The sequence below is a fragment of the Bradyrhizobium sp. LTSP857 genome (assembly GCF_000938285.1).
In the GTDB taxonomy this organism is placed as follows: Bacteria; Pseudomonadota; Alphaproteobacteria; order Rhizobiales; family Xanthobacteraceae; genus Bradyrhizobium.
On record NZ_JYMS01000026.1, the window covers coordinates 570,208 to 590,263 of the forward strand.

Consider the following 20,056-nt stretch of genomic DNA (forward strand, 5'->3'; position numbering starts at 1 on the left):
CTGCAAAAGTAGATATTCCCTCCCGCGGAACGCGGGAGAGAATAGGTGTTACGCCGTCTTGATCCAGACAGCCTTCACGTTGAGATACTCCTCGACGTGCTGCTTGCCGGACTCGCGGCCATAGCCGCTCATCTTGTAGCCGCCGAACGGCATGGCGGGGTCCATGGCCTGGTAGCAGTTCACCCACACCGAGCCGGCGCGCAAGCTTTTCGCGACCGCATGCGCCTTGCTGACGTCGCGCGTCCACAGGCCGGAGCCGAGGCCGAAGGTCGTGGCATTGGCGCGCTTGATCAGTTCGTCCATGTCCTTGAAGGCAATCGCGGAGATGACCGGACCAAAGATCTCTTCCTGCGCGATCCGCATATTGTCCTGGACGCCTGCGAACACCGTCGGCGAGACGAAGAAGCCCTTCGACAGCGCGCCTTCGGTGACACGGCCGCCGCCGGCGAGCGCCGTGGCGCCTTCCTTCTGGCCGATATCGAGATAGCTGGTGACGCGCTCGAGCTGCTGCGCGGAGACCAGCGGTCCGATCTGGGTGTTGGGATCGAGGCCGTTGCCGACTTGCAGCTTCTTGCCGAACTCGGCGACGCGGCCGACGAACTCCTCGTAGATCGACTGCTCGACGAACAGGCGCGTGCCGGCGCTACAGATCTGCCCCGAATTGGCAAACACCGCCATCGCCGCACCTGGGACGGCGGCATCGAGATCGGCATCGGCAAACACGATGTCCGGCGACTTGCCGCCGAGCTCGAGCGAGACGCGCTTGAGGTTACCGGCCGATGCACGGATGATCGACTGGCCCGTGATATGCGAGCCGGTGAAGGCGACCTTGTCGACGTCGTGATGCGAGGCGAGTGCCGCGCCTGCGGTCTCGCCATAGCCCGGCACGACGTTGACGACGCCGGCCGGAATGCCCGCCTCCATCGCCAGCTCGGCGATGCGCAGCGAGGTCAGCGGCGCTTCTTCGGCCGGCTTCAGCACCACGGTGCAACCGGTCGCGATCGCGGGACCGATCTTCCAAAGGGTCGCGGTCAGCGGCCCGTTCCAGGGAATGATGGCGCCGACGACGCCAACCGGCTCCTTCAGCGTGTAGGAGAAAATCTCGCCGGGCAGCGAGTTCTCGACGGTCTCGCCGTGGATCGCAGTGGTCTGGCCGGCATAGTAGCGCAGCATGCCGATCGCGCGCAGGCGGTAGGCCCGGGTGCGGCTGAGCGGCGCACCCATGTCGAGGGTATCGAGCTGCGACAATTCGTCGAAATTCTTCTCGACGAGGTCGGCGAGCTTGAGCAGCAGGTTCTGGCGCTCGAACGGCTTGACCTTGCTCCAGGGCCCTTCGAAGGCGCGACGGGCGGCCGCGACAGCGCGGTCGATGTCTTCCTTGTCGCCCTCAGCGACGGTCGCGAGCAGTTCGCCGGTCGCTGGATTGTGGGTCTCGAAGCGCTTGCCGGACGCGGCGTCGACCCACTTCCCGTCGATCAGCATCTGCTTGTAGGACCCGTTGGCGAACGGATGGCGCGTGATCGGAATAGCCTGCGACACAGCCATGGCTGCACTCCCTAGGTAGGATGATTGATTGGTTCGATCTGGGCGGGATCGTTAGGTGAAACAGAATACAGCGATGGAGGAAGGGCGTAAAGTCGGCGCGGAACGAAGACCTCCCATGCCGACTTGTGCAGGGTCGCGCGAGCGCCATGTTATAGCTCGATCGAACACCTGTCCCGGAGAATAGCCATGCCGCATCCTGTCATCGCCAAAGGCAATGTCGCCGTGATCACCGGGGGCGCGTCCGGCATCGGCCTCGCCGCCGCCATGGCCCTTGCGCGCGCCGGGATGAAGGTGTGCATCGTCGATGTCGACGAGGCCCGGCTGGCGGAGGCCGCAACAAAACTGTCATCCGTTACGGCTGCCGCAGATGTGATGACATCAGTGGTCGATGTCAGCCGAGCCGAGAGCGTGACGGAACTCGAACGCGCCGTCGGCGCGCGTTTCGGCGGCACCGACATTCTCATGAACAACGCCGGCATTCAGCCCGGCAGCACGCTATTCGCTGAGCCAGACAATTGGCAGCGCATCATCGGCGTCAACATGTGGGGCATCATCAACGGCTCGCGCATCTTCGCACCCGGCATGATTGCGCGCGGCAAGGCCGGCCTGATCATCAACACCGGCTCGAAGCAAGGCATCACCACGCCGCCGGGCGACCCCGCCTACAACGTCTCCAAGGCCGGCGTGAAAGCGTTCACCGAGGCGCTCCAGCACGAGCTGCGCAATACCAAAGACTGCCACATCACCGCGCATCTGCTCATCCCCGGCTTCGTCTTCACCGGGTTGACCGCGAAGGGCCGCACCGAGAAACCAGCCGGCGCCTGGACGGCGGAGCAGACCGTCGACTTCATGCTCGCGCGGCTGGAGGCCGGCGATTTCTACATCCTGTGCCCGGACAATGACGTGCCGCGCGCGCTCGACGAGAAGCGCATGCTGTGGGCCGCCGGCGATATCGTGGAAAACCGCCCGCCGCTGTCGCGCTGGCATCCCGACTATGCGGAGCCGTTCGCGAAGTTCGTGAAGGGCGGCTAGACGCCGCGGCCTATAGCGTCTCTTGCTGGTGCCCGCACTGCTTGCAGGCGAACTTGACGCGGCTTTGGCCTTTTTCCGCCTGGACCCGGTTCGGCGCGCCGCACTTGCCGCAGACTGCCTCGATGCGGGTCGAGCCCTGCTTCACGACGATGGCCTTCTTTTCCATCGATTCGCGGATCAGGCGCTCGGCCTCCTCACGCAGGGATTGTTTCGACAAAGCTCGTCTCCGCCATGAATGCGGGCGAGGCTTATCGCACCTGCGACGAAATCACAATCCGAAACGGCTGCTCAGACCTCGACAATCACATAACTGTCTTCGACATGCACCGGAAAGGTCTCGGCGACATACGGCCCTTTCTGCAGTTCCTCGCCGCGTTCCACCGCGACCGGATAGGACCGGATCTTGACCCGGTTCGGGTCGAACCACGACTGGCCATTACGCATATCGAATTCCCAACCGTGCCAGGGGCAACGGAGCATTTCGCCGACACGCGAGCGCTCGTAAATGCCGGGCTCCGGCGAGGTCAGCCGCGCCACGCATGCGGCTTTCTCAAGCGGAGCGCCTTCGTGCGGGCAGCGGTTCAGCAGCGCGAAGAACTCGCCATTGACATGGAACACGACGATGTCGCGGCCCGCGATATCGACGACCTTGTTGCCGCCGGGCGGGATGTCGGTGGTGCGGGCAACGATGTGACGGGCCATTGCTGGTTTCAGAACTTGTAGACGGCGCGGGCACTGGTACTGAAGATCTTCCTCCGCTCGGCCTCGGTGAGTGGCGTCTTGAAGGCGAAGCGCGGGTCGTCGAAATCCCAGTGCGGATAGTCCGACGAGAACAGCAGCCGGTCGATGCCGACCCATTCGGCTGCGTCGTGAACCAGAAGTGCTCGCGGACATATTCCGACGGCTTTCGCTTGAGATGCGGCACCTCGCTGCGGAAGCGCTCGAAGTGCTGGTCCATCCGCCACACGGCCGACGGGACCCACCCGAAGCCGCCCTCGATGAAAACGATTTTCAGTTTTGGAAACCGCTCGAGCACGCCCTCGATGACGAGACTCGCAAGCTGCGCCGCGATGGTGTGCGCGTTGGACTGATGCTCCTCGACATAATAGGACGGCCAGCCGCCGCCGGTCGGCGCATGACCGCCATAGCCACCGACATGGATTCCGAGCGGCAGATCGAGCTCCTGCGCGCGTTCGTAGATCGGCCAGTAGCGGCGGCGGCCGAGCGGCTCGTTGGCGCGCGGCGAGACGTTGATCTGGATGTACTCGCCGATCTTGGCGCAGCGCTCGATCTCGGCAATCGCAAGGTCCGTTCCGTCCTGCCCAACCAGGATCGAGGCCTTCAGGCGGGGATCGCGATGCGACCAGAACGCCAACTGCCAGTCGTTGATGGCGCGCTGGATCGCGGCGCCGAATTCGAGGTTCTGCTGCGAGAAGATGAAGAGATCGAGGACCTGGAGAATCCCGAACTCGACATCGAGCGGATCGAGATGCTGCTTCTGCATGAACGCGAGATCCGAGCCCGGCGGTCCGCCTGTCGGCGGCCACGCATCGCGCCGCGCGATCAGCGGCGAGGAGCGCGGATAGGGTGTGGTGAAGAGATAGGGCGTGCGCAGATGGCTGCCATATTCCTTCAGATGCTGCTGCCAGCGCTTCGGCAGGAATTCGTTGAGGTCGTCGAGCGAATGCAGGCTCGGATGCACGTCGCAATCGACGATGCGCAGCCGGCTTGTGGCGGGCTTCTCGTCTTCGCGCAGCGGACGGTCGATGACTTCACTCATGCGAACCTCCAAAATTAGTTGACCGACAGCCGCGGAAACGTCTCCAGCGGATTGTCGACGCACATCTTCGAGATCAAGCTCTTCGGCAGGTGCGGCGGGATCGGATCGTCGCCGTCGAACTGCCAGTGCGGATAGTCGGACGCGAACAGGAACATCTTGTCCGAGCCGATCTGGTCGATGATCTCCTCGACGCTTTTCGCGTCGCCCGGCGCATCGAACGGCTGCATGGTCACGCGAAAGTTGTCGCGGATGATCGCGGCCGGCTCGCGCTCGACCCAGGGCACCTCGACGCGAACGCCGCGCCAGGTCTTGTTGGCGCGCCACATGAAGGCCGGCAGCCAGCTCACGCCGGATTCCATCAGCACGACTTTGAGATCAGGATACTTGCCGAACACGCCCTCGTAGATCAGGCTCAAGATCTGCGCCTGAAACGCCTGCGCCTCGACGAAGTAATATTCGTAGCGGTGCGAGGGCCAGCCGGCCGAACTCGGTGCCTGCCGATATTGCGTGCCGGCGTGGATCGCGAGCGGCAGCTGGTATTTTTCCGCGAGCTGATAGACCGGCCAGAGTGCCGCCGACCCAGCAGAGTCTCGCCCTGCGCCAGCACCAGGATCGAGACGAAGCGGTTGTCGCCGGCGCGGCGCTCGATCTCCTCGATTGCCAAATCAGGCGCCTGCATCGGCACTACGATGGAGGCGCGCAAGCGCGGATCGCGCGAAAGCCATTCCGCGGCGATCCAGTCGTTGATGGCCTTGCAGAAGTCGGCCGCCATATAGGCGTCGAACACGGCCTGCGCGCCATAGAGCACGTTGAGGATGGCGTGGCTGGCACCCAGTTGCTCGAAGGCGCCCTTCTGCACCATCGCCAGATCAGAGCCCGGCTTGGCACCATTGGCCGGCCGCCAGTCAGAGCGGCTCGAGAACGGCATGCTTGGCGGATAAGAGGTGAGATCGAGCCCGTCGATGGCGCGGCTCACGACCTGCTCTTTCCAGTGATCGCTGAGATAGGGCAACAGCGTCGTGCGCGTGCCACCAACCGCCGGGTGGATGTCGCAGTCGATCCGCGTCACCGCCATGGATGCTTCCTCGCCAAGATCTTGTACGTACGTCCTTATTGGCGGCGTTCTTCGCGCCGCCTGGGCAGAGTGCTCCGGCAAGGCATGATGCGCAAGGGTGCGAGGCAGCACGAGAAGACATGCCTCGGGTGCGTCTTCGCACATGCAACACGTATTCCGTCGCCAATCGGCGCGCTCAGGCACACTCCAGAGAATGACTAAAATTTCGCCTGTTGTACGCCGACTGGCCCGCTTAGCTTCAACGCAGCACTCACTTCCTCTGGAGTTCCCATGTCCCTCCTCATCCGCGGCGGCACCGTCGTCAATCATGATCATTCGCGCCGCGCGGACGTGCTGATCGACGGCGACACCATCGTCGCGGTCGGCGCATCGATCGCGGCGCCGACGGGGACCGAGATCATCGACGCAGGCGGCGCCTACATCATCCCCGGCGGAATCGATCCGCATACCCATCTCGAAATGCCGTTCATGGGCACCGTCACCGCCGACGATTTCGAGTCGGGCACGAAGGCGGCTCTGACCGGCGGCACCACCATGGTGGTGGATTTCTGCCTGCCCGATCCCGGCCAGTCGATGCTCGCGGCCTATCAGGAGTGGCGGCACAAATCCGAGAAGGCGGCGACCGACTACGGCTTCCACATGGCGGTGACGTCATGGTCGAAGCAGATCTATGACGAGATGGAAACCGTGGTCAAAACCTACGGCATCAACACCTTCAAGCACTTCATGGCCTACAAGGGCGCGCTGATGGTGAACGACGACGAACTCTACAATTCGTTCGCGCGCTGCGCCCATCTCGGCGCCATGCCGGTGGTGCATGCGGAGAACGGCGACGTCGTCGCGCTGATGCAGGAGGCGCTGATCGCGCGCGGCGTCACCGGCCCCGAAGGACACGCTTATTCCCGGCCGCCGGAGGTGGAGGGCGAGGCCACCAACCGCGCCATCATGATCGCGGACATGACGGGCACGCCGGTCTATATCGTGCACACGAGTTGCCGAGAAGCACACGAGGCGATCGCTCGGGCGCGGGCCGCGGGAAAACGCGTCTATGGCGAGCCATTGATCCAGCACTTGCTGCTCGATGAGAGTGAGTATCAGAACAAGGACTGGAATCATTCCGCACAGCGCGTGATGTCGCCGCCGTTCCGCGACAGATCGCATCAGGACAGCCTGTGGGCCGGTCTGCAATCCGGCTCGCTCCAGGTGGTCGCGACCGACCACTGCGCCTTCACCACGGAGCAGAAGCGGTTCGGGCTCGGCGACTTCCGAAAGATCCCGAACGGCACCGGCGGCCTCGAAGATCGCCTGGCGCTGCTGTGGACCGCGGGCGTGGCCACGGGCCGGCTGACGAAGGAAGAGTTCGTAGCGGTCACCTCGGCAAATATCGCCCGCATCCTCAACATCTATCCGCGCAAGGGCGCCGTCGCCGTGGGCTCGGATGCAGATATCGTGGTGTGGGATCCCAGAGCGAGCAAAACCATCAGTGCCAAGCGGCAGATGAGCCGGATCGATTACAACGTGTTCGAGGGCTTTTCCTGCACCGGCGGACCGGCCGCGACGCTGTCGCGCGGCCGCATCGTCTGGAAGGATGGCGATCTGCGTGCCGAAGCCGGCGATGGCCACTACGTCGAGCGTCCCGCCTTCTCGCCGGTGCATGTCGCCAACTCGACCTGGAAAGAGCTGACCGCCCCGCGGGCCGTAAGCCGCGGAGCGGTGACGCCTTAGGGCTCAGGCCGCCTTGCCCGCCCGCAACCGGTCAAGTACCGGCAAGAGCTCAGACGGATCCGGACGGTGCGTGTAGTCCGGGTTCACTTCCGCATAGGCGATGATGCCGTCGCGGCCGATGACGTAGCGCGCGGGCATCGGAAGCACCCAGGATGGATCGTCGTTGAACGTCGGCAAATCGTTCTTGAATGACTTGTAGAGTGCGACGAGATCATCCGGCAGCGCGAAGCGGATACCGAAGGCGTCGGCAACTTTGCTCTTGACGTCGCTCAGGATAGGGAAGGCCAGCTTGTTATCGCGCTGCGACTTGCGGCTGTTCGGCGCTGTCTGCGGCGAGATCGCAACCAGGCTGGCGCCGCGCGCGGCGATCTCCGGCAAAGTCTCCTGAAGCGCTTGAAGCTCGAGGTTACAATACGGGCACCAGACGCCGCGATAGAACGACACGACCAGCGCCCCCTTCGCGAGCAGGTCGCGTGAGGACATCGGCTTGCCGTCTGGATCATTCAGGATGAACTCCGGCGCGACGTCGCCGGCCTTCTTCGCGCGTTGCGCCTGGCCAGTCGCGATTAGCCCAGTGGTGGCGCGGTGCATGGTGTCGAGCGCCTCCTTGGTGGGCTTGAGCGGAAAGCGTCCGCCTTCGAAGTCGGCTTTAAGGGCATCGAGTTTGTCTTGAAGTTTGTCTTGCAGGGCCATGAGAAGCTCCATCGGTTGCTGTTGGCCCGCTCTATCTGGATCATTTGGAAATGAAGGGGTATATGGCGATTACGGAGAACATTTATCTGGATTTCAAATGAGTGACCGATTGCAGGAATTGGCTGTCTTCGCCCGGGCGGCGGAGAGCGGCAGCTTCTCGAAGGCCGCACGCGAGCTCGGCCTGTCGCAGCCCTCGGTGTCGCGCATCATCGGCGAATTGGAGGCGCGGCTCGGCGTCAAGCTGCTGCTGCGGACCACGCGACGCATCACCGTGACGGATGCCGGCGCGCTGTTCCTCACCCGTGCGCGCGAGGTTCTCGCCGACATCGAGGATGCCGAGGACGCCGCGCGCGGCGTCGACTCCTTGCGCGGGACGCTGCGCGTCACGATGCCTATCGTCTACGGCACGCGAAACATCATCCCGCGCCTGCCAAAGTTCCTTGCCGCACATCCCCTGCTGCGCGTTGAGCTATCCGTGGTCGACGAGCGGCAGGATCTCGTTGCCGAGGGGACCGACGTCGCCATTCGCCTCGGCCCGCTCATCGACTCCGGCTTTGGTGCACGAAAACTGGCAACGCTCCCGCGGCTGCTCGTGGCGGCGCCGTCCTATCTTGCCGGGCGCGGCACGCCGAAGACGCCGGCGGATCTCGCGTCGCATGATTGTATCTTCGGCCCCGGCCTATTCGGCCGCACCACATGGTCGTTCAGCCGCAACGGCACGGAGATGTCCGTCGATGTCCGCGGTCGCATCTGTGCCGATTCGGGTCCCGGTGTGTTTGCATGCGTGCTGGCGGGGCTCGGCATCGCCGTGACATCGCCCATCATGGCTGGGCCCGAGATCAAGGTCGGCGCGCTGGTGCCGCTGCTGAAGAGCTACAAGCTCTCGCCCGTCGACGTGCATGCTGTCTTCCCAGGCGGCCGGCGTCCCTCGACCAAGGTGCGGGCGCTGGTCGACTTTCTGGCGGAGGAGCTCCGATAACCCAGACAAGTGCGACACCTTGAAGCGCACTGGTGGCATACGCCTTGCCTCTCGATCCCGGACAACTCTCGCACAGAGGCAGCCATGAGCGATTCGTCTTTTCATATAGGCCGTCGTAACGTCGTCCTCGGTGGCCTCGGCATCGCCGGAATGACGGCCGTCGCGCCGCGCTTCGCCTGGGCGCAGGGGCGCGCGGAAACGCTGCTGGTGGTGCAGGAGCTCGGGCCGAACTCGCTCGACATGCAGGGCGTCGGCTCCAATCAGACCGTGAACGGCCTGTCCTGGAACTGCTACGATCGCCTGCTGACCTATGCGTCGAAGACGCTTCCGGACGGCACACTGTCCTATGATCGCGCGACGCTCGCCCCTGAGCTCGCGGAGAGCTGGGAGGTTGCTGCCGACGGCATGTCCTGCACCTTCAAGCTCCGGCAGAACGCGAAATTCCACGACGGCACGCCGGTCACGGCCAAGGACGTCAAATGGTCGTTCGACCGCGCGGTGAAAGTCGGCGGCTTTCCGACCTTTCAGATGTCGGCGGGATCGCTGGAGAAGCCCGAGCAGTTCGTGGTCGTCGACGACCACACCTTCCGCATCGACTATGTGCGCAAGGACAAGATGCTGCTCTTCAACGTCGCGGTGGTCGTGCCCTTCATCATCAACTCCGAACTCGCGAAGAAGAACGCAACACTCGAAGACCCCTGGGCGCTGGTGTGGCTCAAGAACAACGAGGCCGGCGGCGGCGCCTACAAGATCGACAGCTGGAAGCCTGGCAGCGAAACTGTGCTGTCGCGCTTCGACGACTGGACCAGCGGGCCGCTGCCGAAAATCAGGCGCGTGATCGCGCGCGACGTTCCTTCCGCCGGCACGCGCCGCGCGATGCTGGAGCGGGGCGATGCCGACCTCTCCAGCGGTTTTGCACCGCGCGATTTCGAGCAAATCATCAAGGAGGGCAAGGTCAAGGTTTCGGGCGTGCCGATCCCCAACGCGCTCTGGTACGTGGCGTTGAATGCGGCGAAGCCGCCGTTCGACAATGTAAAGCTTCGGCAGGCCATCGCCTGGGCGATGCCGTATGAGCAGATCCAGAGCAGCGCCTTCTTCGGGCGCGCCGTTCCAATGTATGGCGGGGCAGCGGAGGTTTCAAAGCCGGTGTGGCCGCAACCATCTCCCTATGTCACCGATCTCGACAAGGCCAAGGCGCTGATGAAAGAGGCGGGCTTCGAGTCCGGCCTGGAAACAACCTTGTCGCTCGACACGGGGACTGCGACCGTCGGCGAGCCCACGACCATCTTGATCCAGGAGAGCCTCGCCAAGATCGGGATCAAGGCGTCGATCGAGAAGATACCGGGCGCGAACTGGCGCACGACGCTGAACAAGAAGGAGCTGCCGCTCGCGCTGAATCGTTTCAGCGGCTGGCTCGATTATCCCGAGTATTATTTCTACTGGAATTTCCACGGCAACAACTCGATCTTCAACATCTCCTCGTACCAGAACAAGGCGATGGACACGCTGATCGACAAGGCGCGGTTCACCACCGACGCGACAGAGTACGACAAGGCCGTAAAGGATTTTATCACACTCTGCATGAGCGATGTTCCCGTCATCCCGCTCAACCAGCCGATCCACGACGTCGCCATGCAGAAAGGCGTATCCGGCTACGAGTTCTGGTTTCACCGCGAGCCGGACTACCGTCAGTTCGCGAAAGGCTAACGGGCGAGGCCGACGACGCCTGAGGCGGCTCGCGCCTGATCTTTCGGAGAGCCTCTTTCCAGTCGTGCTGCGCTCGCGCGCAACATTGCTGTATCGAGCTTGCCTTGGCGTGATCCGTCCAGCGCGCAGGCAAAGATCCGATAGAATTGCGCACCGTCATAGGCGACCAGCAGCAGGTCGACGCCCGCGTTGATGGCCTCGACCACGGCCTTGCAGACATCGTGCTGGTAGATCGCACCCATCACGAGATCGTCGGTCATCACCACGCCCTGGTACTTCCACTTGTCGCGGATGATCCCCTCGACGACGGCCTTCGAATGCGATGCTGCGCGATCGGGATCGACCACGGTGAGCGTGACATGGCCGACCATGAGCGCGCTGTGCGATTGAGACAGCACCTCGCGGAACGGGAGCCAATCGGTCGCCTCCAACTCCCTGACCGGTGTATCGAGATTGGCACTGAAATGGTGCGTGTCGGTGCGGACGCGGCCGATGCCCGGGAAATGCTTGAGCGTCGCGCCAACACCTGAGGCCTCCAGCCCGTGTACATAGGCGCTCGCGATCGCGACGACGACAACAGGATCGGTGGCAATCGCGCGCTGGCCGATCAGCGTATGGAAATCGAGACGGTTGCGCCGGACCGGCGGCTTGAGGTCGAGCACCGGCGCGAGATTGAGGTTGATGCCGAGCCCGGCAAGCTCGCGCCCATGGATGCGGCCGAACTCCTCCGCTTTGACCTGCTGATCGTCAGGGGCAAGCCCCGCGAGCGTCGCCAGCGCCGGCACTTTTGTCAGCGGCGGCGAGAGATGCCCGACAATGCCGCCCTCCTGATCCGCGGCGACGATCAGCGGCGGCAGGCTAGCTGCGCGCCGCTTGTCCTGGAGTACAGCGATCTCGGCACGCAGCGCATCGGCCGTCCGGCCCCGGATGTTGTGGCGGGTGACGTAGACGCCGCCGATCAATCCCTGTTCGGCAAGGCGCGCCACCTCGGGCAACGACGAATAGCCGACCATGAAGTGAGGCCCGAGCTGCCGCGCCTCGGCAGTGCTGGCGGCAAGAACCTCGTGCTTGCGCAGCTCGAACTTGAGATGCGCCGCCGACATCAGGAGCGGCTGCAAGCACCAGAGGATGATGAGGAGTTTGCCGGTCATGCTTCGCCACCGCCCTCTGCGGATCAGGACGATGACGATCATGATGCTTATGACGACGAGCGCAATGTTTCCGGCGCCACGCAGCACGAGCAGATAGGGATCGTTCTTGTTGGTGGCCCCGAAGGCAACAACGGGCGCGGCCAGCCAGAGCAGGATGAGACCGGTTCGACGAAGGAATTGCATGGGATGCAACATGTGCGAGATGGCGAATGCTTCGCACCTATCAAAGCGATTCACGCCGTGCGAGAGGCAAAAGCGCGACTGCACGAAATCTGCAAAAGACTCCTGAACTTGTGCAGACGATGATCCCGGCTTCTGCACAAGGCCCGTCCAGACTTCGTGGTGTCCCTCTCCACGAAAGGTCTTTTGAACATGACGAGCCTGGCTTCGACGATCGCAGCGGACATTCAGCCGATCAGGCACTCCTCGATTCCGACCAAGGTCGGCCTCGCACTGGCGCTGGCCGCGCTTGCCGACTGGCTGTTCTACGGCGAGCGGATCGGGCTGTCGGTCACGCTGTTTACGATCGCGATCGCCTGCGTGTCCGTGCTTTTCAATCACGCGGTGTTGGACTTTCGGCGCGCGGCGATCGGCGGTGCGATCGTCACCCTCGGTTTCGTGCCGGCGGTCGAGGAGCTCAATACGCAGTCATTCCTGATCCTCGTCACTGCGCTGGTCGTTGCGCTGCTGCTCGCGACCAATCCGGAGACGAAAGGGCTCGCCGACCGTGCCCGCGCGCTGCGCAATTTCGTCCTGTTCGGTCCCTTCAGATTCTTCCCCGAGGCGCTCCAAATCTTCAACATGTCGGCGTTCACCCGCGGCCTCGCCCTTTGGCTGTTGCCGATCGTGCTGGGCACCGTCTTTGTCGCGCTGTTCGCCGCGGCCAATCCCCTGATCGAGCAGTGGGTGTCGCTGCTCAATCCAAAGCTCATCCTCGACTATGTCAGCATCCCGCGCGTGCTGTTCTGGACGGCGATGCTGGCGCTGGTCTGGCCATTCATCCATATCCGCTGGCGGCGCAGGAAAGTGGTTACCGAGGCCATCGCCGATACCGCCGAGCCGGAGCCTCTCGCACCCATCATTCCGGCCGAGTTCCTGGGACCGTCCGCCATCCTGCGCTCGCTGATCCTATTCAATCTGCTGTTCGCGGCGCAGTCGCTCCTCGACGGCATCTACCTCTGGGGCCATCTGGCGCTGCCTGCCAGCATGACCTACGCGGCCTACGCCCATCGCGGCGCCTATCCGCTGATCGCGACCGCGCTGCTCGCCGCCGCCTTCGTGCTGGTGGCGATGCGTCCGGGTGGACCGGCCGAGAAATCGACGGTGATCCGGCCGCTGGTCTATCTCTGGGTCGGGCAGAATGTCCTGCTGGTCGCCTCCTCCATCCTACGCCTCGATCTCTACGTGGACATCTACATGCTGACCTACTGGCGCATCGCGGCCTTCATCTGGATGGGGCTGGTGGCGCTCGGGCTGGTCCTGATCGTAGCGCGCATCGCGCTCGATCGGTCCAACCGGTGGCTTGTCAGTGCCAATCTGATCGCGTTAACGATCGTGCTCTACGGTGCCTCGCTGGTGAACTTCGATGCGTTCATTGCCGACTATAATCTGAGCCACAGCAGCGAAATGTGGGGCCAGGGCGTGAAGATCGATGCCGACTACCTCCTCACATTGGGCCCGCAGGCGCTGCCTGCAATTGACAAAGTCATCTCGCTTCGCGGGGGCGACTACTGTCTTGCGAGACGCCGAGATCGGCTTGTAGAAAGTCAACGGCAGGACCTGGCCTGGCGGGCCGGGGGCTTTCGAAGCTGGCGGCTACAGCGCAGGCTTGACGCCCAAGCCAAGAGCCAGTCCAACAGTCAGCCGGCGGGTTGAGCGGAGATAGTCTTGGCGCATCGCATTCTCATCGTCGACGACGAGGGCCACATCCGCGAGGTCATCCGCGTCGCCTTGAAGAAAGCCGGCATGGACGTGATCGAGGCGCGCGACGGCAAGGAGGCGCTGAGCCGCTTTGCCGCCGACATGCCTGACCTGATCGTGCTCGACATCGGCATGCCGGAGTTCGACGGCCTCGACGTCTGCCGTGAGGTGCGCAAAAACTCCGACGTGCCGATCCTGTTCCTGTCGGCACGTGACGAGGAGATCGACCGCATCCTTGGCCTCGAGATCGGCGGCGACGATTATGTGACCAAGCCGTTCAGCCCGCGCGAATTGGTGGCGCGGGTCAACGTCATCCTGCGCCGCCTCAGCCCCCGCAATGGCGACGCCAAGGCCGGCCCTGGCGCGCTGTCGCAAGGCGGCCTGCTGATCGATCCCGAGCAGCACGTCGCCTCCTTCGCCGGCACCCTGCTGAAGCTCACCGCGATCGAGTTCGGCATCTTGCGCGCGTTCCTGACCCGGCCGACGTCCGTGTTCAATCGTGAGCAGCTGATGCGGGCGGCCTATCAGCTCAACATCCAGGTCTCGGATCGCACCATCGACAGCCACATCCGCAACATCCGCGCCAAGCTCGCGGCGCAGGACTGCGAGAATGTGATCGAAACAATCCACGGCGTCGGCTTCAAGCTCGGCCGCTGCGAGAAAGAGGCATGAGCGCGGCGCCCGACAAATGGCGGCCGTCGCTGGGGCTCGTGATTTTCGCGGTGCTGGCGACCGTCGCCGTGCTGCCGCTGGTGGGCCTGTTCTTCTTCCGCCTCTACGACAACCAGCTGATCCGCCAGACCCAGGCCGAGCTGATCGCGCAGAGCCGCGTGCTTGCGACGATCTATGCGCAGGAGGTCACGGCGCGGCTCGACAGCGGCCTGACGCTCGGCGCCGAGGTCGCGCCGAACGTGCTGCCCGACCCCGGCGACCAGTTCACACCGATCCGTGCCGCGCTCGATCTCACCGCCAACGACCTGTTGCGACGGCGGCCGGATGCGCAGGCCGCGCCCCGGCCCGCGCAGCAGGCTTATGTCGAGATCGGCGCAAAACTGACGCCGATCATCCGCGAGACGCAGAAGGTGACGCTGGCGGGATTTCGGATCCTCGACCCGCAGGGCGTAGTGATCGCCGGACGGCAGGAGGTCGGGCAATCGCTCGCCCACATCGAGGAGGTCGCGGACGCGCTGCACGGGCAATACCGCGCCACCTTGCGCAACCGCGTGCCGGACAAGCCGCCGCCGCCAATCTATTCCTTCAGCCGCGGCCTCGGCGTCCACGTGTTCTCGGCGATGCCGGTCATCGTCAACAACCGCGTCGCCGGCGTGATCTACACCACGCGGACGCCGAGCAACATCTTCGACCATCTCTACCAGGAGAGGGCCAAATTCGTGCTGGCGGGGCTCGCCGTGATCCTCGGCACCATCGCGATTGGCCTCGTGTTCTCGCGCACCATCACCCGGCCGATGCGCGAGCTGATCGATCGCGCGGCGCGGATCGGCCGCGGCGACCGCGAAGCCTTCCAGCCGCTCAGCCATTACGGCACGCGCGAGTTCGCGCAGCTTTCGCACAGCTTCCTCGGCATGGCCGAGCAGCTGGCGCGGCGCTCGGACTACATCGCGACGTTCTCGGCCCACCTCACCCACGAGCTGAAATCGCCGCTGACCTCGATCAAGGGCGCGGCCGAGCTGTTGCAGGATTCGTATCACGGCAGGCCCGAGGGCCTGACGCCGGCCGAGCAGAAGACGTTCATCGCCAACATCCTCTCCGACACCAAGCGGCTGGAGGCGATGGCGCAGCGGCTGCGCGAACTCGCCCGCGCCGAGAGCCTGCCGCAGAACGAGCGCACCGAGCTCGCGCCCGTCATCGCCGATCTCAAGAGCCGGTTTCCGGAAAGCGCGATTCTGGCCAGCGGCAGCCTCGACCGGGCGATCAGCATGTCCGGCGAGAAGGCGCTGATCGTGCTGTCGCATCTCGCCGACAACGCGATGCGGCACAAGGCAAAGTCAATCAGGCTGGAGGCGGTCGACGAGGGTACGACCTTGCTGCTGATGGTCAGCAACGACGGCGAGCCGATCTCGGCGCCGAACCGCGACAGGATCTTTGACGCGTTCTTCACGACCCGCCGCGACCAGGGCGGCACCGGGGTGGGGCTCGCGATTGCACGCGCGGTGATGGCGAGCCATGGCGGCTCGATCAGGCTCAAGCCGACCGACGAGGGCGCGGCCTTCGAGCTTCAGTTTCCTATCGCCTAGATCGCAAACACCCAGGCGGCGACGATGGTGCCGATGGTGACCAGGCCGGCAATGGTCCAGCCCGCGGCATATTCCAGTTCAGGGTGACCGGTCGCCCGCATGATCTCGGCCGGATCGGCGGTATGCTTCCACTGCTCAGACATGACAGCCTCGCACGTTTCTCCCCGCGTATAGGTAAGTCGCGTCAGCCGGCATAAGGTTCCATCACGGACACGCGAATGGCAAAAAAGTCGAAAACAACCCCATGCACAGTAGACGGGACCCTTCCCGCATGGGGCATCTGACGCGCGACAACCATTGGACACGGCGCGGCAAAACGGCGGCGCCGCGCAAACCGCTGCGCGGCTCGCACCTTGCCTTCCAAATCCGATTGCATGCTAGACTGGATGCACGCATTTGCGGCAGGAGGGAAGCATGGCTGACGACAAGGCAAAGCGGGGCGGCGCCGATCGCGCGCTGATCGCGCTCACCGAGAGATACGAAGTCGCCTACTGGTCGAAGAAATTCAAGGTGACCCCGGCCAAGCTGAAATACGCCGTCAAGAAGGTGGGCCATTCCGCACGGAAGGTAGAGGAATACATCAAGCTCCAGAAACACCGCGCCGCCGACAAGAGCCGGATCGCGCTGAGCGAGGCCTATGAAGTCCGCTACTGGTCGAAGAAATTCAAGATCACGCCGGCCAAGCTGAAGGCCGCCATCGCCGCCGCCGGCCATTCCGCAAAGAAGGTCGAGGCGTATCTGACCGCCCAGAAGGCAGCGAAGAGGAAGGCGGCCAAGAAGACCGTCAAGAAGAAGACGAAGAAAGCCGCCAAGCGGAAGACGGCCAGCTGAGGCGTCGGACATCTGTTCTGCCGTCGCGCCACGCCCGGTCGCGCTTCAGGCTGCCAAAGCCGGTGGTTCTGTCGTAGGTTGACACCGCTTGCGACATCGAAGCCCTGATCGGCCAGGAGACATGAAAATGAAGTTCATCGTGACGGCTTGCACCGCCGCTGCGCTCGTTGTCGCCGCCGCCTCCAATGTCGCGGGCGCGTCTGGCGGCACGCCGGCAAAGGTCTCAGGCTCGGTTGCGCTGGCGCTGGCGGGCGTGATCGCGCCGCTGTCGCCGCTCCTGTCGGGCGCGGAGAAGAAGGCGATGGCGATGCTGTTCGCCGCCAACAGCGACATCCCCTACAAGAAGGCAATCGTGGTGACTGCGGACAGGATCGTCTGCCGCACCGGCAATGTCGACATCACGGTACGCAACTGCGAGGTCACCTTCGGCAAGAAGGTGAAGACCGTGGCCGGCTCGACCGCCAACGAGATCTTTGCCACCGAGGCGCTGGCCGGTGTTCCGCCGGATGGTGCGGCGGGATCGAATTTCGAGAGCCTGAGCAAACTGAGCTGCACGATCGATCCCAACGCCATCCGGCAAAAGGACGGCAGCGGGGCGGATTGCACGTTCCAGCCGGGAAATTGAGATGAGCTTGAAGGACGAACCAGGGGTGCCGTGAAATCGCCGCAAGTTAAACCAACAAGACGAACTAATAAGGCGAACTGAAAAGACAGGCCAAACCCGCGCGTCAGTATCAAGCGCACAAGGCCGGCACCCACATGATGAAGAATTATCTCGCTTTTTTCCTTGTTCTGACCGTGACAACCGCCTCCGCGCACGGCCCGTTGCCCGCGCGGCTGACAGCGCCGCCCGATCTCGTGCGCGTCGGCCTGACCGACTCCGACACGACGGCCGGCGGCACCGCGCGGCTGTGCGAGCAGGTCACCTTCTCGCGCGGCCTGCGCTATGGCGACAGCGAGGCCAATGTGCTCGATGTCGCCACCAGCTCGACCAAGGCGGATACACCGCGGCCGGTGCTGCTGTTCGTGGCCGGCGACACCTTCACCGGCGACCGTGCGGCGCCGGACCTGTCGCGCGAAATCCAGGACCAGGCGATGTGCTTCGCCGCGCGCAACGACATGATCGGGGTGCGCGTCAACTATCGGCTGGCGCCCGCGGCGACGTGGCCGAAGGGTGCGACCGATGTCGCAGCGGCGCTGTCCTGGATCCACGGCAATATCGACCTGTTCAACGGCGATGCCCGCGAGATCGTCGCGGTCGGTTATGGCGCCGGCGCCTTCCATATCGCCACCCTGCTGGCGCATCCCGAGCTCCAGGCCGACCGCGCCGATGTCGCTGCCGTGGTGCTGGTGTCCGGCATCTATCGCGTCGGCAAGGACGCCAGCGACAGCGAGAAGGCCTATCTCGGCCAGGATGCCGCCCAATATGACAAGCGGTCGGTCTTTCCCGGCATTCTCAATTTCGACGAGCCCATCGTGCTGGCCTGGGCCACGGATGATCCCGCAAGAATCGTGACACAGGGCGAGACCCTGAAGAAGACGCTGTGCGGCGCCGGCCACTGCCCGCGCCTCACGCTCCTGCGCAGCCGCGACGGCATAGCCGCCGCGTTCGGCCTCGACGGCTCCGGCGACAGCCTCGCCGAACCGACGCTGCTGCTGGTGCATCAGCTCGAGGCGCGGGGGCTGCCGTAAGGGGCGACACGACAACTATTCGCACCATTTTCCGAGCCACCCCTCTCCCCCGCCCTCCCCCGCAAGGGGGGAGGGAGCGCAGTGTGCCGTGCGGCGAGAGCTGAGTTCAAAAGCTCAGAGCGAAGACTCAACGCGAATTGTTAGCCACTTAGCCAGCCGCACCCCACAGGTGCGTTCCCTCCCCCCTTGCGGGGGAGGGTTAGGGAGAGGGGTGCCACACGGGGACTTTCTCAATCAGAAGTGCGGCGCGTCAGCACGCCTGCCGCTTCGTCGGGCCGGTTACTCAGCCACAGGATTGCCAAACGCTTGACGTAGATCAACTCGCCCTGGTGCAGATCGAGCCGACCTCTGTGAGGGGCCAACGACAAGGTGTCGAGCATGCGCGTCACCGGCAGACTGCTGTTCGTTTTGATCGCCGCTCTCGCCTCGCTCGGGGCGATGTCGCAACAGCAGCCAGAGCAATCCACCGCCGACAATGAAATCCGCATCGGCAATATCGTGCCCTATTCGGGACCGCTCTCGGAATTCGGCGCGATCGGCAAGGCGGAAGCCGCCTATTTCAACATGGTCAACGATCGCGGTGGCATCAACGGCCGCAAGGTCCGCTTCATCACGCGCGACGACAATTCCGATCCCATGGCCGCGCTGGAGCTCACGCGCAGTCTGGTCGAGAAAGACGACGTGCAGCTGATGTTCGGGTCGTTCGGCACGCCCGGCAATCTCGCCACGCGCTGGTATCTGAACGAGAAGAAGGTCCCGCAGCTTTTCGTCGCCTCCGGCGACGAGGAGCTGAGCCAGGCCAAGGCGTTTCCCTGGACCATGGGCTGGCAGCCGGCGTTCCGGTCGGAGGGGCGCATCTACGCCAACTACATCCAGGCCTATTATCCGCATCGCAAGATCGTGGTGCTCTGGCAGAACGACCAGTTCGGACGCGCGCTCCTCAGGGGTATCGAGGAAGGTCTTGGCGATCTGAACCGTCTTGTCCTCGTCGACATCGCCTTCGACATTGCCGATGAGCATCTCGAAGGCCACGTCTCGATCCTCAAGCGCGCGGGCGCCGACATCTTCGTCTTTCTCGGCGTGCCGTCGACGGCGGCCCAGGTGATCAAGCTGGCGGCGTCGCTCAATTGGCACCCGGTCTTCATCGTGAACGACGCCTCCGCCTCAATCGCCAATGCGATGGCGCCCGCAGGATTGGAGAATTCGGCCGGCGTGATCTCGGCGGCCTTTCTGAAGGATCCGAGCGATCCCGCATGGAAAGACGATCCCGCCATGAAGGACTGGTTCGCCTTCATGGACAAATACCATCAAGTCGAAAGCACGAACAACAGTGCCGCGCTCTATGGCTACGCCGCGGCCGAGGCGCTGACGCAGGTGCTGAAGCAATGCGGCGACGACCTGTCGCGCGAGAACATCATGCGTCAGGCAGCTTCGCTTAAGGATTATCACCCCACCGTTGCGCTACCCAACATCAGGATGAATACCTCGCCAGACAGCTATCTGCCGATCAAGCAAATGCGGCTTGTCCAGTTTGACGGCCGCTCCTGGCAACCCTTCGGGGCGGTGATCGAGACCGCATTCACGGAAGGCGCGGCGCGGTGAGCCACGCAACGCCAGGCTATGGTGGTTGCAGCAGACGCCTTTTCGTTTCATGACGAATGTATAAGATCG

The 20,056-nt window shown here is 63.9% G+C and carries 18 protein-coding genes and 2 pseudogenes; 11 read left to right on the forward strand and 9 right to left on the reverse strand.

What is annotated here, in order from left to right; translation table 11 throughout:
* Positions 1-48: 48 nt before the first annotated feature.
* On the reverse strand, positions 49-1,545 hold the full coding sequence (locus tag UP06_RS16835) for an aldehyde dehydrogenase family protein (RefSeq protein ID WP_045003975.1): 1,497 nt from the start codon (positions 1,543-1,545) through the stop codon (positions 49-51).
* 186 nt (positions 1,546-1,731) lie between these two features.
* Here UP06_RS16835 and UP06_RS16840 point away from each other — a divergent pair, with 186 nt between their 5' ends.
* Positions 1,732-2,577, forward strand: a complete 846-nt coding sequence (locus UP06_RS16840; RefSeq protein WP_045003977.1) for an SDR family NAD(P)-dependent oxidoreductase — start codon at positions 1,732-1,734, stop codon at positions 2,575-2,577.
* Positions 2,578-2,587: 10 nt separating this feature from the next.
* On the opposite strand, the gene UP06_RS16845 is transcribed toward UP06_RS16840, so the two are convergent.
* From UP06_RS16845 to UP06_RS16860, 4 genes and pseudogenes are all read right to left on the reverse strand, one after another.
* Positions 2,588-2,794 carry a hypothetical protein gene (locus tag UP06_RS16845; RefSeq protein ID WP_045003979.1) on the reverse strand — a complete coding sequence of 69 codons (207 nt, stop codon included), beginning with the start codon at positions 2,792-2,794 and terminating at the stop codon, positions 2,588-2,590.
* Between the two features lie 71 nt (positions 2,795-2,865).
* Positions 2,866-3,279: a Rieske (2Fe-2S) protein gene (locus UP06_RS16850; protein ID WP_045003981.1), complete on the reverse strand. Its 414-nt coding sequence runs from the start codon at positions 3,277-3,279 to the stop codon at positions 2,866-2,868.
* An 8-nt stretch (positions 3,280-3,287) separates the two neighbouring features.
* Positions 3,288-4,357, reverse strand: a pseudogene (locus tag UP06_RS16855) (amidohydrolase family protein).
* A gap of 14 nt (positions 4,358-4,371) precedes the next feature.
* Positions 4,372-5,432, reverse strand: a pseudogene (locus UP06_RS16860) (amidohydrolase family protein).
* 270 nt (positions 5,433-5,702) lie between these two features.
* Between UP06_RS16860 and hydA the strand changes: the two are divergent.
* A complete protein-coding gene (gene hydA / locus UP06_RS16865) occupies positions 5,703-7,157 on the forward strand; it encodes a dihydropyrimidinase (protein WP_045003983.1) in 1,455 nt (484 codons plus the stop codon).
* Positions 7,158-7,160: 3 nt separating this feature from the next.
* Here hydA and UP06_RS16870 read toward each other — a convergent pair whose 3' ends face one another.
* Positions 7,161-7,850: a peroxiredoxin-like family protein gene (locus UP06_RS16870; RefSeq protein ID WP_045004248.1), complete on the reverse strand. Its 690-nt coding sequence runs from the start codon at positions 7,848-7,850 to the stop codon at positions 7,161-7,163.
* A 97-nt stretch (positions 7,851-7,947) separates the two neighbouring features.
* Between UP06_RS16870 and UP06_RS16875 the strand changes: the two genes are divergently transcribed.
* Positions 7,948-8,829: a LysR family transcriptional regulator gene (locus UP06_RS16875; protein ID WP_045003985.1), complete on the forward strand. Its 882-nt coding sequence runs from the start codon at positions 7,948-7,950 to the stop codon at positions 8,827-8,829.
* Positions 8,830-8,913: 84 nt separating this feature from the next.
* Positions 8,914-10,536: an ABC transporter substrate-binding protein gene (locus tag UP06_RS16880; protein WP_045003987.1), complete on the forward strand. Its 1,623-nt coding sequence runs from the start codon at positions 8,914-8,916 to the stop codon at positions 10,534-10,536.
* Here the strand turns inward: UP06_RS16880 and UP06_RS16885 are convergent.
* Positions 10,533-11,870 carry a glycoside hydrolase family 3 N-terminal domain-containing protein gene (locus UP06_RS16885; protein ID WP_045004250.1) on the reverse strand — a complete coding sequence of 446 codons (1,338 nt, stop codon included), beginning with the start codon at positions 11,868-11,870 and terminating at the stop codon, positions 10,533-10,535. The two genes, UP06_RS16880 and UP06_RS16885, sit on opposite strands and share 4 nt — an antisense overlap.
* Before the next feature lie 189 nt (positions 11,871-12,059).
* Here UP06_RS16885 and UP06_RS16890 point away from each other — a divergent pair, with 189 nt between their 5' ends.
* Genes UP06_RS16890 through UP06_RS16900 form a run of 3 tightly spaced genes read left to right on the forward strand, consistent with a single transcriptional unit; the run spans position 12,060 to position 15,862 of the window.
* The gene (locus UP06_RS16890) at positions 12,060-13,562 is read left to right on the forward strand and encodes a DUF4153 domain-containing protein (RefSeq protein WP_045004252.1); all 1,503 of its coding nucleotides are present in this window, start codon (positions 12,060-12,062) and stop codon (positions 13,560-13,562) included.
* 12 nt (positions 13,563-13,574) lie between these two features.
* The gene (locus UP06_RS16895; protein WP_045003989.1) at positions 13,575-14,279 is read left to right on the forward strand and encodes a response regulator; all 705 of its coding nucleotides are present in this window, start codon (positions 13,575-13,577) and stop codon (positions 14,277-14,279) included.
* On the forward strand, positions 14,276-15,862 hold the full coding sequence (locus tag UP06_RS16900; RefSeq protein ID WP_045003991.1) for an ATP-binding protein: 1,587 nt from the start codon (positions 14,276-14,278) through the stop codon (positions 15,860-15,862). Before UP06_RS16895 ends, UP06_RS16900 begins: the two co-directional genes overlap by 4 nt.
* Here UP06_RS16900 and UP06_RS41555 read toward each other — a convergent pair.
* A complete protein-coding gene (locus UP06_RS41555) occupies positions 15,859-16,005 on the reverse strand; it encodes a hypothetical protein (RefSeq protein WP_197087279.1) in 147 nt (48 codons plus the stop codon). The genes UP06_RS16900 and UP06_RS41555 overlap by 4 nt on opposite strands.
* A 271-nt stretch (positions 16,006-16,276) precedes the next feature.
* On the opposite strand from UP06_RS41555, the gene UP06_RS16905 reads away from it, so the two are divergent.
* The 3 genes from UP06_RS16905 (at position 16,277) to UP06_RS16915 (ending at position 18,385) form a co-directional block, all read left to right on the forward strand.
* Positions 16,277-16,693, forward strand: a complete 417-nt coding sequence (locus UP06_RS16905; RefSeq protein ID WP_045003992.1) for a DUF3606 domain-containing protein — start codon at positions 16,277-16,279, stop codon at positions 16,691-16,693.
* 127 nt (positions 16,694-16,820) lie between these two features.
* Positions 16,821-17,318: a hypothetical protein gene (locus tag UP06_RS16910; protein WP_502691559.1), complete on the forward strand. Its 498-nt coding sequence runs from the start codon at positions 16,821-16,823 to the stop codon at positions 17,316-17,318.
* A gap of 137 nt (positions 17,319-17,455) precedes the next feature.
* Positions 17,456-18,385, forward strand: a complete 930-nt coding sequence (locus tag UP06_RS16915; RefSeq protein WP_045004254.1) for an alpha/beta hydrolase — start codon at positions 17,456-17,458, stop codon at positions 18,383-18,385.
* 230 nt (positions 18,386-18,615) lie between these two features.
* On the opposite strand, the gene UP06_RS40840 is transcribed toward UP06_RS16915, so the two are convergent.
* Positions 18,616-18,765, reverse strand: coding sequence for a hypothetical protein (locus UP06_RS40840; protein ID WP_156163013.1), 150 nt, complete (start codon positions 18,763-18,765; stop codon positions 18,616-18,618).
* Between UP06_RS40840 and UP06_RS16920 the strand changes: the two genes are divergently transcribed.
* A complete protein-coding gene (locus tag UP06_RS16920; RefSeq protein ID WP_045003995.1) occupies positions 18,764-19,987 on the forward strand; it encodes an ABC transporter substrate-binding protein in 1,224 nt (407 codons plus the stop codon). The genes UP06_RS40840 and UP06_RS16920 overlap by 2 nt on opposite strands.
* Positions 19,988-20,056: the final 69 nt, after the last annotated feature.

Bases quoted from the DNA above. Each gene is read 5' to 3' on its own strand.
- UP06_RS16835 (WP_045003975.1), bottom strand. From the start codon at position 1,545: ATGGCTGTGTCGCAGGCTATTCCGATCACGCGCCATCCGTTCGCCAAC.
- UP06_RS16840 (WP_045003977.1), top strand. From the start codon at position 1,732: ATGCCGCATCCTGTCATCGCCAAAGGCAATGTCGCCGTGATCACCGGG.
- UP06_RS16850 (WP_045003981.1), bottom strand. From the start codon at position 3,279: ATGGCCCGTCACATCGTTGCCCGCACCACCGACATCCCGCCCGGCGGC.
- hydA (WP_045003983.1), top strand. From the start codon at position 5,703: ATGTCCCTCCTCATCCGCGGCGGCACCGTCGTCAATCATGATCATTCG.
- UP06_RS16870 (WP_045004248.1), bottom strand. From the start codon at position 7,850: ATGGCCCTGCAAGACAAACTTCAAGACAAACTCGATGCCCTTAAAGCC.
- UP06_RS16875 (WP_045003985.1), top strand. From the start codon at position 7,948: ATGAGTGACCGATTGCAGGAATTGGCTGTCTTCGCCCGGGCGGCGGAG.
- UP06_RS16880 (WP_045003987.1), top strand. From the start codon at position 8,914: ATGAGCGATTCGTCTTTTCATATAGGCCGTCGTAACGTCGTCCTCGGT.
- UP06_RS16885 (WP_045004250.1), bottom strand. From the start codon at position 11,870: ATGCAATTCCTTCGTCGAACCGGTCTCATCCTGCTCTGGCTGGCCGCG.
- UP06_RS16890 (WP_045004252.1), top strand. From the start codon at position 12,060: ATGACGAGCCTGGCTTCGACGATCGCAGCGGACATTCAGCCGATCAGG.
- UP06_RS16900 (WP_045003991.1), top strand. From the start codon at position 14,276: ATGAGCGCGGCGCCCGACAAATGGCGGCCGTCGCTGGGGCTCGTGATT.
- UP06_RS41555 (WP_197087279.1), bottom strand. From the start codon at position 16,005: ATGTCTGAGCAGTGGAAGCATACCGCCGATCCGGCCGAGATCATGCGG.
- UP06_RS16905 (WP_045003992.1), top strand. From the start codon at position 16,277: ATGGCTGACGACAAGGCAAAGCGGGGCGGCGCCGATCGCGCGCTGATC.
- UP06_RS16910 (WP_502691559.1), top strand. From the start codon at position 16,821: ATGAAGTTCATCGTGACGGCTTGCACCGCCGCTGCGCTCGTTGTCGCC.
- UP06_RS16915 (WP_045004254.1), top strand. From the start codon at position 17,456: ATGAAGAATTATCTCGCTTTTTTCCTTGTTCTGACCGTGACAACCGCC.
- UP06_RS16920 (WP_045003995.1), top strand. From the start codon at position 18,764: ATGCGCGTCACCGGCAGACTGCTGTTCGTTTTGATCGCCGCTCTCGCC.
- UP06_RS40840 (WP_156163013.1), bottom strand. From the start codon at position 18,765: ATGCTCGACACCTTGTCGTTGGCCCCTCACAGAGGTCGGCTCGATCTG.